This is a genomic window from Bacillus sp. FSL M8-0277 (assembly GCF_037975305.1).
GTDB classification, from domain to species: Bacteria; Bacillota; Bacilli; order Bacillales; family Bacillaceae; genus Bacillus; species Bacillus pumilus.
Map to the genome: position 1 here is coordinate 468,540 of NZ_CP150255.1, position 13,112 is coordinate 481,651.

The window sequence follows — 13,112 nt, forward strand, 5'->3', positions numbered from 1 at the left end:
TCGGCAGTCTTTTTTATGTTAAACAGCCGGCGGAAAAAGCTGCTCCACCGTTTCTTTTGTTTCTTTCAGAATGTCGTGGATGTAATCTGCTGGTGCCTGCTCCATGCTGCTGAACAAAAGTCGTTCAACAGGCTCAACACCAATAAAATTGAAGACTTCTGTATCTGATGTCATTCGGTGGGAAGCGGAAACGATCCGGTTAGAGTCAAGAAAGGTCCTTGGAGCATCGTGCGTGTTGATAATGACACCTTTTTTGTGCCGAAGCAGGTTTTCAATAGCCCCATGCTCATTGATTTGATAAGCGAAGCCCTCAGAAAAAACGCGTTCTACATAGCCCTTTAGCATAGCGGGTAAGCCTGTCCACCAAATGGGGAAAATAAACGTTAGGACATCTGCTTGCTGAATCAGCTTCTGCTCTGTTTGAATGGCAATTGGGAGATCACCCCGTTTGATCGCAGCCTTTTCCAAGATGCTTAGTTCTGGTGAAAAACCAAGAGCATAAACATCACGAACAGTCACTTTATGACCATTGTTCAAAAGAGTGCTGACAACAAGATCTAATAAGGTTTGATTTAAGCTTTGCTGGGGATGAGCAAATATAATTAGATGGTTCATCTTATAGCCTCCTAGGTGGTCATGTGTCTCATTATGGCATGCGTCATCATCCTATTCAATCCTATATTGGTAATAATAGGTTGGGAAAATGGAGGTTGATCGTCCAAGCTTGCAGGCAAAGCCTTGCATCTCGTGTTCAGGCAAGGTGGAAAGAAACAAAGCGATCGTTTCCGTGAAAACGATCGCTTACGAATCAATTATTTCTTTCTAAAAGCAAGCACAAGCGCAATCAGTGCTACGACTAGAGCAGCAATGGACAACCCTAGCACAAGTGGTGAAGAAGAATTGGAGGCTGTTTCAGATGCCTTTTCTTCTTTTGGTTTTTCTTGACCATGTGAATCCGTTACCGTATTAGATGCGACAATGTTTGTGATCGAATGCGGCTTATCAGCATCTTGATCGCCAGTCCATTCAACGACCGTTCCATCCTTATAATATTGATACGCATCCCATGCAGCTTCGCCTGCTTTTTCAGGGTTTTTCGCTACAAAAACGAATTGCTGGAACTGTCCGGCAAGCACGCCTTTACCCGTTGCTTCCCAAGTCACTCTTGTTACCTTGCCATCTTTTTCTTCAGTTGACGTTTTCCATCCAGAGACTGGCTCATATTGTTGGAATTCGACGCCTTTAGGTATTGTCAAGACAACCTTAGTCGTTGGGCTGTCACTCTCAGAAGGAACTTTTAACGTATAGGTTTCCCACGCATTTGTCGCAGACGTATCAGGTTTGACTGTGACGTGAGCACTTACAGGAATCGCCAATAAAAATGAAGCGAGAAGCATTGGTAATAAAGCTTTAACGTATTTTTTCATATGGTATGAACTCCTTTTAGTTTCTTCTAATAAATGTGGTATCAATATTTTCAAAAGAACCAGTTAACGCATGGATGTCAATTTTCCAAGTGCCTTTTTCATTTAACAAGAGGTTTTCAGCAGAGTAATGACCATTTTTTAATCGTTTCAGCTGAAATTCACTCGGTTTCTCTTCACCGAATAAGGTGACTTTATGGATCTTGGCTGACACAGATTGAATATCAGTAATCGTTTGTCCATCCTTCTTCGTAAATGCGACCTCGAATGTGTTTTTGCCCGGGGCATTCGGGGTAATGCTCATGGACACAATGTCACGATGCTCCACTTGGTTTGCGCCGAAGAACGGCTCAGGTGCAGGCGGAGGAGGGCTCGGGATATTGGTGAATACAGCTGTTAATAACAAGATAGCGATTCCGATGATCCACTCAGCTCGTAACGAAACGTTTTGTTTCTGTTTCTTTTCCCATCTTAGCATCAAGTAATGGACAAGCCCAAGAAGGCCCATCAAGATAAATAAGCCAAGCTTGATTAAAAAGGTTCGTCCGTATGCTGATTCGAAAAGAGCATCAAACGATTGCAAAATAAAGATCGCATTTACAAATCCTGAAAACACAATGAGTCCAACAGAGAGCAGTGCCCAAGGGTGAAACGCTGTTAACGTATTCCGTATGAGCGGCTGATCTTCATTTGGCAGCTTCTTCAACAATAAAAGCACAATGGCTGTTAAACCACCGACCCAGATTGATGCAGAAACGAGATGGATGAAATCAAGTGACGTTGTCAGTATTTTATTATCCGTTGCTGCTGGATGTCCGATTTGTGCCTTCAGCCAGAGAAGTACTGCGAATAGGAGCAGTGGAAACAACCATACCCGAAAAGAAGTGAAATCCCCTTTTTTCATCGCAACTAGGCTCCAAATGGTTAGAAGCACAAATGACACCATGAGCATCATCCACAAACTACCGCCAGAAGTCGATGCAATGGTTTCTTGTAAAAGCGCTGGCTGAAATGCTCCCCAAAAAGACACGTCTGCTGCTGATTTTGTTTGAATCGGCAGCTGGAACACGAGTGCTCCGCTCATCATGACCAGTGACAATGTCAAAAGCCGTTTCATTCGTTCCGCTAATACAGGTGAAATGGCTGCTTTAAACCAAAACAGTCCAAACAAAATGGTCCCGAGAAATAAGCTAAACGACGTATAAAGAAAGGCTTTATCAATGGTCGAGGCAACATCAATAGATTCATTCGTTTGACCTTGATCTAATTGGTCAAAACCGCCATCCGCTTTGCCAATACTAAATGGGATCATGCCAGAGACAGAGTGTCCGTCTGCTGATACCGCATTCCATTGAATGGTGTAAATTCCCTTTGGTAAATCCTTTTTTAAAGCTGCTTCCATGATTTTTTGATCTTTGATGACCGTATCTCCTTGATCCACACGATCCCCTTTTGCATTTAGCACCTTAATGGCATGAAATCCACTTTCAATTCCTTCACTAAATGTGATAGAGACCGAAGGAGGCTGCTTCTCCAGCTCTTCATTTGCTGCTGGATTCGAGCTGACGACGTATGCATGGGCAAATGCTTCCTTTGGAATGAAAAAAGCAAACGTAACGATAAGGAGCAGAAGCCACTTACTATGTTTCAACAAGTGTATAACCGCCTTTCTACCTATGAAAATGTCTCATGTATCAGAAAGAAAGCGGCAGTAAACTGTGAGTCACAGAAAAAACCCGCTCCTCCTATTGTACCGCTCACTCTAAAAGGTAAACGAAACAAACAGCAAGATGGTTCACTTTTTCTGTGTCATGTCTGCGCAGACATTTCTTGATTGAATAGGTTTGATCATGTATAAGCCTATTCGATTTAAGAAGAGGAAACAAGAAGTGACGATTTGAAAGTTGTGAAATTCCAATGAATTTTGCGTCAAAACCACGGCACATCAACTTTTTTACTCTATTTGTCCTATGCTCTGACAGAGAATTCACATCATATTTCAATTTTGTCACACACTAAGTGACAAAGTGAAATTTAGTTTCAATTGAAGGAGAAGTGAAAGCGTTTTACGATAAGGTTAAGGGCTTCACTGACACTTGTTCTTATATCTTTTGACCTATAAAGCCCTAAATAAAGGGAAAGAAGAAAGGAGTTTTCATAGATGCAGGAAAAAAGCGGATTCCGCGTAAAAGTACAGCGCTTTGGAAGCTATTTAAGCGGCATGATTATGCCGAATATTGGAGCATTTATCGCTTGGGGACTCATTACGGCCTTATTCATTCCGAGTGGCTATTGGCCAAATGAACAATTAGCTTCACTTGTTGGCCCAATGATCAACTACTTACTGCCGCTCTTAATTGGTTACACAGGCGGTAAACTCGTATACGACCATCGAGGCGGGGTACTCGGTGCAACTGCGACGATTGGGGTCATTGTCGGTTCGGACATTCCAATGTTTTTAGGTGCCATGATCATGGGGCCACTTGGCGGTTACTTGATTAAGAAAATTGATCAGCTCTTCAAAGATCGAATCAAATCGGGCTTTGAAATGCTTGTGAATAACTTTACGGCAGGGATTTTAGGTGCCATTCTTGTCGCGATTGCCTTCTACGCCATCGGACCAGTGGTACTTGGTCTAAATAAAGCCCTTGCGGCAGGTGTAGATATCATTGTGAATGCACATTTGCTTCCGCTGGCAAGTATTTTCATTGAACCAGCGAAAGTCTTGTTCTTAAACAATGCGATTAATCAAGGGATCTTAGGTCCTTTAGGAGTAGAGCAAGCGGCGAAGACAGGGCAGTCCGTTCTGTTCTTGCTTGAAACAAACCCAGGGCCAGGTTTAGGTGTTCTACTTGCATACATGTTCTTCGGAAGAGGGAATGCAAAGCAGTCTGCACCGGGTGCGATTGTCATTCAATTTTTAGGAGGAATTCATGAGATTTACTTCCCGTACATCTTAATGAAACCAAAGCTCATTTTGGCGGTGATTGCAGGGGGAGCGAGCGGTGTTCTGACCTTTACCCTGTTAAATGCAGGCTTAAAGGCTGTGCCGTCACCAGGAAGTATTATCGCTCTCATGCTGATGTCACCAAAAGGCGGACATCTTGCTGTTCTAGCAGGTGTTGTCGTGGCTACCGTCGTCTCATTCCTTGTCGCTTCTGTGATTTTAAAAGCTTCAAAAGCAGTTGACGAAGACTTAACAGCAGCAACAGAAAAAATGCAGGACATGAAAGGGAAGAAAAGCGCAGCCGCCTCTGCTCTTACAGCACAAAAAGAAGACGCTGAAGCAAATGAGCAAGCAGCATCTCCAAGTGATGTCAATCCAGATGATGTGAACAAAATCATCTTTGCCTGTGATGCAGGAATGGGCTCAAGTGCGATGGGCGCATCCATCTTAAAGAATAAAGTCAAAAAGGCAGAGCTTGATATTGATGTGACAAACACATCCATCAGCAACATTCCAAATGATGCTGATGTGGTCTTCACTCATAAAGATTTAACAGACAGAGCCAAGGCAAAATTGCCAGGCGCTGTGCATATCTCAGTTGATAATTTCTTAAACAGCCCGAAATACGATGAGCTAATTGAGAAATTGAAAAAATAACATGGCGAAACGGGTTGAGTTCAATTTTTCTTCATTGAACTCCCCGTTTTGGTTGTTTTCCTGATTTTCCATTCTAAAAAAAGGTGTGATCATTCATGAAACAAGTACTATCAAAAGACAATATATTTCTTAACGAACAAGCAGGCTCGAAAGAAGAAGCCATTAAAAAAGCAGGCGAAGTCCTAGTGGCAAATGGCTATGTCACAAGTGATTATGTTGACAAAATGTTTGAAAGAGAAAATATCTCGTCTACATTTATGGGCAACGGGATTGCGATTCCTCATGGAACAGAGGATGCGAAAGCAGCTGTCCTTCATTCTGGGATTTCCATCATTCAAATTCCAGATGGCGTTGAATACGGCGAAGGAAATATCGCCAAAGTCGTCTTTGGCATCGCAGGTAAAAACAACGAACATCTCGATATTCTTTCTCAAATTGCGATTGTCTGTTCAGAAGAGGAAAATGTAGAACGCATCATCCATGCAAAGGATCAGGATGAATTGATCGCCATCTTTAACGAGGTGAACTAACATGAAGGCACTTCATTTTGGAGCAGGGAATATTGGCAGAGGGTTTATCGGTTCTTTGTTAAAAACATCAGGCTTTGAGCTTGTCTTCACTGATGTAAATGAAGCGGTCATCAACGAGCTGAATGCAAGAGGAGAATACACGGTTGAACTCGCAGCACCAGGTCAGAAGCAAGAAGTAGTCGGTCCAGTGACAGCGATCAATTCTGCACAAGACCCAGCGGCATTAACAGAGGCGGTGGCATCAGCCGATTTGATTACAACAGCTGTTGGACCAACCGTTTTGAAGATCATTGCTTCATCGATTGCTGAAGGATTGAAACAGAAAAAGCCTGACCATATCATCAACATCGTGGCATGTGAAAATATGATTGGAGGCAGCTCTCATTTAAAAGAAGCCGTTTTCTCTCATCTAACAAAAGAGGAACAAGAAGCGTTATCAAAAACAGTTGGTTTTCCAAACGCTGCTGTGGACCGCATTGTGCCGATTCAGCACCATGAGGACATTTTAAAAGTATCAGTCGAGCCTTTTTTCGAATGGGTCATTGATGAGACTGGCTTTATTGGGGACGTTCCTCAAATTGACGGAGCGACCTTTGTACAAGATTTGACGCCGTATATTGAGCGCAAGCTCTTTACTGTCAATACAGGACATGCGTTAGCTGCGTATGTCGGGTATCAGCAAGGCGTTCAAACGATTAAAGAAGCCGTCGATACACCAGAGATTCGCCAGGTGGTTGAAGGTGCACTGCACGAAACGGGCAGTTATTTAATCGACACATATGGCTTTGAAAAAGAAGAACATGATGTGTATATTCAAAAAATCATCAAACGATTCGAAAATGTTTTTATCTCCGACGAAGTCACTCGCGTCGCACGCTCTCCTCTTAGAAAGCTAGGAGCAGATGACCGTTTAATCGGTCCGGCGAAAAAGATCAAGCAGCCAGTGTACTTAATCAAAGGCATTGCTGCAGCTCTCGCTTATGACTTCGCCGAAGACGAAGAAGCGGTTCGTTTGCAGGTATTAAGAAAAGAAAAAGGCATTGAAGGTGTGCTGGAAGAAGTATGTGGCCTCACGCCAGCAGATGATCTCTATCAAGCCATTCTTAAAGAAACAGATCGATAATTAGAAAATCCCTTTCCAACGAGTGAAAGGGATTTTTTGATGACTTTTTAATACTTTACCCCGTTTGTCGATATATGAAGTAAGGGGGAATTTGTATATGAAAAGGAAAATGTTTGCGTCAAGGAGTGTCTTTTTTCAATTAATGTCTGCCATTATCGTCATCACGATCTTAACCGGCGGACTTGTTGGGACAACGGGGTATTTATTAGCGAAACATGTCTTAATTGATGCGGGGAAAGCCGATTTAAAGCACATCGTCAGCGGAGCAATGGCTACACTTGAACAGTTGAATGATCGTGTAGAGAAAAAAGAACTGACGATTGAACAGGCACAGGAACAAGCCCGCATTTACTTGAGCGGGCCAAAAAATGACAACGGGAAAGGGTACCAATTTCAAAAGTCAGATTTTATCTATAAAAATAAAGGCTATCTTGTCGCATATGGAGCAGATTATTCCTCTCAAGTCCATCCTGTCAATGACATTGGCGTCATTCCAGATAACACGACCAATCGTGAAAAAATGGTCGCTGGAGCCAAATCAGAAGGCGAGGATGCACACTATGTGACCTATTTAGATAATGACGATGCCACTGGGGAAGAAAAGCAAAAGCTTGCCTATATGAGCCAGTTCACGCCCTGGAATTGGAGTATCGGCATTGCCGTCTTTCAGGATGAATTTTATAAAGAATTAGAGCAGATGAAGCTCTATATCATGCTCATTACAGCAGGTGTCGCTCTTCTCAGTCTTGGCGTCTTTTATTTAGCTGCTCGAAGAAAGGTCAGACTGCTCAAACAAGTCACTGCTGCTTCAAAAGAAATTGCGGCGGGGAATCTTGAACGCACAAGTTTAAAAGAAACAACAGATGAAATTGGACAGCTGGCAAAAGGCTTTAATCATATGTCAGGAGAACTCCGGACACTTGTAAGCGGTCTACAGGAAACGAGCAGTCAACTCGTCGAATCAGCCACAGATTTATCAGCAATATCTGAAGAAACCTCAGCTAGCAGTGAAGAGATTGGCCGAGCGATTGGTGACATATCGACTGGAACGCTTCATCAGGCATCTGACCTTGATGTAGCCAATCAACAAATGACCCAGTTCAATCAATCGATTGAGAACGTCAAAGAACAAAGTGACCAAATTAAACGAATCTCTGACCAATCGAATCAATCTTCGCAGCAGGGCCAGCAAATTGTTCAGCAATTAAAACAATCAAATGAACAATCCATTCAAGCGTCTCAAGGCATTAGAGCAGGCATTGAGCAATTAAGTACAAAAGTACAGGATATCTCTAAAATTACAGATACGATTGAAAGTATTTCAAATGAGACGAATTTACTTGCGCTGAATGCCAGCATAGAAGCAGCACGCGCAGGAGAGCACGGCAAGGGCTTCTCGGTTGTGGCGAGTGAAGTGCGGAATTTAGCAGAGCAGACAAAACAATCAGCTGTGCAAATTCAGCAAATGGTACAAGGCATTAAAGAAGAAACGACGGCAACAGCCGACATGATGTCAAACACAATGGATCGTTTCGCTGAGTTAGATGACGCGGTACATGCAACAGAACATGAATTCAATGCCATCTCTACGTCGATTTCACAAACCATCGTTGAAACAGACGCAATGGCAAAAGAGCTGAATGCATTACTAGAGCAAAACGACCTCATCACAAAAGCCATGCAAGGCGCAGCCCAAATTTCTCAGGAAAATGCCGCTGCGATCGAAGAGATCACCGCATCCACAGACGAACAAGTGACAGCCATCTCTAATGTGGCAAAAGCAGCAGAAAGGCTCAATGAACTAAGCATACGATTGAATCACGATATTGCGCGCTATCGTCTATAAACCATTTTGACTGAACGTCTCGTTTCAGGTACTATATAGTTAATCAAAACCTTGCTCACGCAATCAAAAGGGAGTGTTCCGGTCATGAAAAAGAAAATATTGATGTTCTTACCTTGTGGCTATGGATACTCCACTGCTGTTTTCTTTTAGGATAGATAGAAATTGGTGAAGTCTGTCTACATGAAGAGAAATCTAGCAGAAAAATCAAAGTGAGTGAGGGAAATCATATGGAAAAAATCACAAGAAAAAACCCAGAAAGTATGCCGAAGCCCGTTGGCAGCTATAGTCATATCACAAGAGTACCAAAGGGCGCGGGATTATTTGTTACATCGGGTCAAGTCGGAACAGATATCGATGGACAGGTACCATCAAGTTTAAACGACCAGGTAACCAATACGTTTGAAAATATCAAAAAAATCCTTGAATCAGAAGGATTGAATGAAGAGCATGTCATCAAGGTCAATATATGGGCAACAGAAGAAATCGACTGGGATCATCTATATCCTCAGTGGGATACGATCTTCAAAACAGCTTACCCATCAATGACGGTTGCTTATGTATCAGCTTTAGGATGGCCTGAGCTGAAAATTGAAATTGAGCTATGGTGCGCCGATATTTGATTTAAAAAAAACAGTGAAAACTGTTCTTTCAAATTGTTGACAAAGGGCTAAAATGATCTTTATTTTAGCCCTTTGTCTTCTTTTTTTCAGCGTGATAGAAAACCTTTGAAGTCTAGGAAGGAGCGAGTACCGAAGCGCAGACCTGACACCGAATGCGAGGGTTTGTCTACACGTTGAGCCGCTTAGTAATCCATCCAGCAAGGAACGTAAAGACGGTGTAGACGATGATTCAAATGAGAAAGGATTCATTCCCGCCAATATAAGTGAACATGAAGATCATGCTTGCTATCAGGACAATCAAAGTGGGCATCTAAGTATTTTCAAAAGCAGCGTGCCAAAAATGCCAATCAGCACAGAGATAATCGGAAAACCAAATACAATGAATAGGACAAAAACAGCCATATGACTAACTCCTTTTAACAAGTGTTTACATCAAAACATATAAGACCGACGCAGCCAGCTGTTCAAATTCAGCAAATGATCCAAGGCATTAAAGAAGAAATGGCTGCAACAGCCGGCATCATGTCGAGCACAATGGATCGTTTTGCCGAGTTAGATGAAGCGGTGCATGCAACAGAAAATGAAATCAATGCTATCTCTACATTGATTTCACAAACCATCGTTGAAACAAACGCTATGGCAAAAGAGCTGAATACATTGCTGGAGCAAAACGACCATATATTTGCATCCACAGACGAACAAGTGACAGCCATCTCGAATGTGGCGAAAGCAGCAGAAAGATTCAATGAACTAATCATGCGATTGAATCAGGACATTGCGCATTACCGTCTATAAATTAAAGAGGACCGAATTATTTCCGGTCCTGTTGATTAAGGAGATTTCTTAATAATGATAAATGTTATGACAGAAGAGATTATGGAAATAACAGTGTAGCATACTACCCAAAATAAAAAAGAAAGGTTTCCTTCTGCTAAAGTAAACAAAAACACCAAACTTAAGACAAGAGAAACAAGAGGAGAAATCCATATGTTTCTAAAGATACGTGTACCTATTATTCCAATTAGAATTGACAATATGGGCAAAACAAAAACAATTAATAAAACAATAGATCCCACTAGGTCAGCCCCCTTATTACTGAATTAATTCAAGTCGCCCCGTTTCCCAATCTTTTTTTGAATGAATATTGATGGAAGTAGTTAATGTTCCCTTCTTTATATTATATATATCTACATGTCCTATCACATTTTGTTTTTTTTGAGTAGGGTACTTGAAAAACGCATACATATTATCTTTAGAGTATTGAATGTTTTGGAGATATTGTTCTTCTTTTGTATCTTTCATATCAAAAGATTTTATTAATTTGAAATTTTTATCATAGATTAATACTTTGCCCTCAGAGGATGGGATAGCAATATTACCATCATGTAGTAATTCAATTTGTGTTGGAGAAAAGGATTTTTGATTAATTGTAATTTCTCTTTTTATTTTTAAATTAGACTTATTAATTAATAAAATTTTAGATTCTTCACTTTGGTTAACCGTATCGGTTAGGGCTAAAGCTATTGTATCAGAGTCTAACTCTTTAAATGCATCTTTTTCGTTACCTTCAATAAAATAAATTTGTTTATTTGGAATACGTTTATCCAAAATAATTTTATTGTTATTTGGATCAATAACTTTTATAGATAAGTATTCATCGTCATAGTTGGAAAGTATATAAAATTTCCCATCTATAAACCTTGCAGAGTTGAGCATCCCTTTTAACTTTATATGTTGTTTTTTATTATCATTGTTGTCTGTCCAGTAAACAAATTCGCTCTCATACCCTTTATTTGTATAACCGATATTTATATCTTTAAAAACATAAGAGTTACTAGCATTAATAAAAAAAGACCCTTCATCTTCTGTGGTTTTTGACATACTTTTTAAATTAACTTCTTTTAGTAATCCTGATTTTTTGTTTATGGTAAAATAATCATTACTTCGACTGCTATTAAAATAAATATTATCCTTGCTTTGTGAGCTGGATATAATACTATAACCAGAATTCAATAAACTATCTTTTATACTATTTCCTTTATTATCAAAGTAAATTATTTCAGTACCGGATTTTAATGTATTGGAAAGAGAAATAATAAATGATGTATCCTTCATTTTGGTGAACTCTTTCTCTTTTGAGTTATTTTCCGAATTATTGGCTGTACACGCTGATAAAATTAAAATAACAAATATACTTAAAAAGATACGTTTGCTAAACATTTATAGACATCTCCTTAAAGACTAAAACAACCGTATAAGGAATACGATTGTTTTGAGTTAATTATTTTATTTGTTATGTTTAAAAATCTTAGTATTATTTGACTTTACAAGTTCCATTGGGGTGACAATAGTATCCCATTTGATATTATCAATATCTATGCCTTGATTCTTCCATGCTCTCCATGCAAGCTGTGAACAATAGAAACTTTTAGTAGTGTTTTTGTTTAAGAAATTCCAGTTATAAGGTTTCTTATTTGAGGCTTGTTTTTCTGCATATTTAGCTGCTGCAATATATTTAGCGTTAGAAGAACCTTTAACCCATAAACCATAAACCTTTTTCTTCGTATTCCATGTATTCGGGTATTTTCTCACACCATCTTGCTTCTTTGGGCTATAACTTTTCGCCCAAGATTCTACAGTGTTTGAGCTGTTTTGGGCAACAATTGCTGCATGTCCAACTCCTATTGAGGCGCTTCCAGAGTTAATTTCATAACTAACTAATACATCCCCCTTTGTGCCCATAGATTTTTTGGTGGACAAAGCAGATATTTTATTTTTCTCTGTTTTATATTTAGGGTAAATCTTGTCAATTTGTCCTGAATTTTCAAGCTGTTTGAACTCTTTTTGATCTTTTTTGTATAATTCGTCCCCTTTAGTTTCAGCAAATTTACGATCTTCTTTGGCGGTCTTAATTAATTCAGTAATTTCTTTATCGCTCATTCCTGATATTTTGTGTTGTTTTATTGCCTCTTTTTCTAAAGAATTTGATTCTGCAGCAAAAGCTTGCTGAGAAAATCCAATACTAGTAATTAAAAGTGTAGAACATAAAACAGTTTTAAACGTTTGTTTATTTATCATACTAAAATCTCCCTTCAAATTTATAAGTAAAATATACAATAAATAAGTTGCCCTTTAAACCCATATTTTCAATTTTAAGGTTATTTTAAGGTTTATTTTTACTTATATATTTTGGAAGGTTTTAAGTATGATTTACACATATTTGTGTAAAGTGCGGAGCAAATGAGAAGCATAGACGATAACAAAATGTCTTTTCATTCCACATTGGTAGTTAGTGCTAGTCTTATTTAGGAAGGTATCTGTCGTTACTCTTGAATATCATCACTTATTGTTCCTATCCATTAAAAGCACTGCAAATCACAATCATTGAGCAAACACCGGCGATAAAGGCATGTTTTTTTCTCATACTGGTTCACTCCTTTAAACAGGATTAGGAGACGGCATCACATATTTCAATGAAATGACCATCAGGATCAGCGACATAAGCGACGGTTTGACCCCATGGTTTTTTTGCAGGTTCTTTAATGATCGAAACCCCTTTTTCCTTCATTGATGCAATGGTTTGTTCCACATCATCCACAACAAATCCAATCTCAAACGTTTGCGAGGATTGATTTGCTTCAGGGACAGGCAATCCAAGTGCATCTTTGACATCCTGACGCGAGTTAATCGATAATGTCACGTCCCCCGTGTCAAACTCAACATAGGATTCAACCCTAAGTTTCATAGGAAAGCCAAGTACATGTTGATAAAAATGAATACTTGCCTCAACATCGTTTACATATAGAATGGTATATTTCATTTTCATGTGAAAAACTCCTCTCTTCATATACGTGTCAAAACCGGAAAGGTTTCCCACTCAGTGTACCATATAGGATATAAAGCATGTTTTATTCCAAAAAAATCAATATATTTAGCTCGATAGTCTTGAAAAACAAAAAGTGGTG

Annotated in this window: 13 protein-coding genes and 1 pseudogene; 6 read left to right on the forward strand and 8 right to left on the reverse strand. The window is 39.7% G+C overall.

The features are described 5' to 3' along the window. Positions 1-18: 18 nt before the first annotated feature. The 3 genes from MKZ05_RS02280 to MKZ05_RS02290 all read right to left on the reverse strand — a co-directional run bounded on the left by MKZ05_RS02280 (position 19) and on the right by MKZ05_RS02290 (position 3,078). Entirely contained in the window at positions 19-615 is a 597-nt protein-coding gene (locus MKZ05_RS02280; RefSeq protein WP_003213835.1) for an NAD(P)H-dependent oxidoreductase, read from the reverse strand. 197 nt (positions 616-812) lie between these two features. Next, complete coding sequence (locus MKZ05_RS02285; RefSeq protein ID WP_003214390.1) at positions 813-1,427, reverse strand: DUF1775 domain-containing protein; 615 nt, start codon at positions 1,425-1,427, stop codon at positions 813-815. Between the two features lie 16 nt (positions 1,428-1,443). Then, positions 1,444-3,078: a copper resistance CopC/CopD family protein gene (locus MKZ05_RS02290; protein ID WP_339161204.1), complete on the reverse strand. Its 1,635-nt coding sequence runs from the start codon at positions 3,076-3,078 to the stop codon at positions 1,444-1,446. 507 nt (positions 3,079-3,585) lie between these two features. Here MKZ05_RS02290 and MKZ05_RS02295 point away from each other — a divergent pair. The 5 genes from MKZ05_RS02295 (at position 3,586) to MKZ05_RS02315 (ending at position 9,147) form a co-directional block, all read left to right on the forward strand. Continuing rightward, on the forward strand, positions 3,586-5,028 hold the full coding sequence (locus tag MKZ05_RS02295) for a PTS mannitol transporter subunit IICB (protein ID WP_212046378.1): 1,443 nt from the start codon (positions 3,586-3,588) through the stop codon (positions 5,026-5,028). 95 nt (positions 5,029-5,123) lie between these two features. After that, positions 5,124-5,558, forward strand: a complete 435-nt coding sequence (locus MKZ05_RS02300) for a PTS sugar transporter subunit IIA (RefSeq protein ID WP_012008933.1) — start codon at positions 5,124-5,126, stop codon at positions 5,556-5,558. A 1-nt stretch (position 5,559) separates the two neighbouring features. Further along, complete coding sequence (locus MKZ05_RS02305; RefSeq protein WP_339161208.1) at positions 5,560-6,681, forward strand: mannitol-1-phosphate 5-dehydrogenase; 1,122 nt, start codon at positions 5,560-5,562, stop codon at positions 6,679-6,681. A 97-nt stretch (positions 6,682-6,778) separates the two neighbouring features. Further along, positions 6,779-8,527 (forward strand): methyl-accepting chemotaxis protein, encoded by a 1,749-nt coding sequence (locus MKZ05_RS02310; protein WP_339161211.1) that lies wholly within the window; start codon positions 6,779-6,781, stop codon positions 8,525-8,527. A gap of 227 nt (positions 8,528-8,754) precedes the next feature. Then, entirely contained in the window at positions 8,755-9,147 is a 393-nt protein-coding gene (locus MKZ05_RS02315; RefSeq protein ID WP_034664057.1) for a RidA family protein, read from the forward strand. A gap of 232 nt (positions 9,148-9,379) precedes the next feature. Here the strand turns inward: MKZ05_RS02315 and MKZ05_RS02320 are convergent. Then, positions 9,380-9,549, reverse strand: a pseudogene (locus tag MKZ05_RS02320) (DUF2651 domain-containing protein); the annotation flags it as partial. 21 nt (positions 9,550-9,570) lie between these two features. Between MKZ05_RS02320 and MKZ05_RS02325 the strand changes: the two are divergent. Then, entirely contained in the window at positions 9,571-9,942 is a 372-nt protein-coding gene (locus MKZ05_RS02325; protein WP_339161214.1) for a hypothetical protein, read from the forward strand. Between the two features lie 35 nt (positions 9,943-9,977). Here the strand turns inward: MKZ05_RS02325 and MKZ05_RS02330 are convergent, their stop codons facing one another. The 4 genes from MKZ05_RS02330 to MKZ05_RS02345 all read right to left on the reverse strand — a co-directional run bounded on the left by MKZ05_RS02330 (position 9,978) and on the right by MKZ05_RS02345 (position 12,973). Further along, positions 9,978-10,223 carry a DUF2651 family protein gene (locus MKZ05_RS02330; protein ID WP_339161217.1) on the reverse strand — a complete coding sequence of 82 codons (246 nt, stop codon included), beginning with the start codon at positions 10,221-10,223 and terminating at the stop codon, positions 9,978-9,980. Positions 10,224-10,239: 16 nt separating this feature from the next. Further along, a complete protein-coding gene (locus tag MKZ05_RS02335) occupies positions 10,240-11,367 on the reverse strand; it encodes a hypothetical protein (RefSeq protein ID WP_339161219.1) in 1,128 nt (375 codons plus the stop codon). A 66-nt stretch (positions 11,368-11,433) separates the two neighbouring features. Further along, on the reverse strand, positions 11,434-12,225 hold the full coding sequence (locus tag MKZ05_RS02340) for a septation ring formation regulator EzrA (RefSeq protein ID WP_339161221.1): 792 nt from the start codon (positions 12,223-12,225) through the stop codon (positions 11,434-11,436). Positions 12,226-12,595: 370 nt separating this feature from the next. Continuing rightward, entirely contained in the window at positions 12,596-12,973 is a 378-nt protein-coding gene (locus tag MKZ05_RS02345; RefSeq protein WP_003214168.1) for a VOC family protein, read from the reverse strand. Between the last annotated feature and the right edge of the window lie 139 nt (positions 12,974-13,112).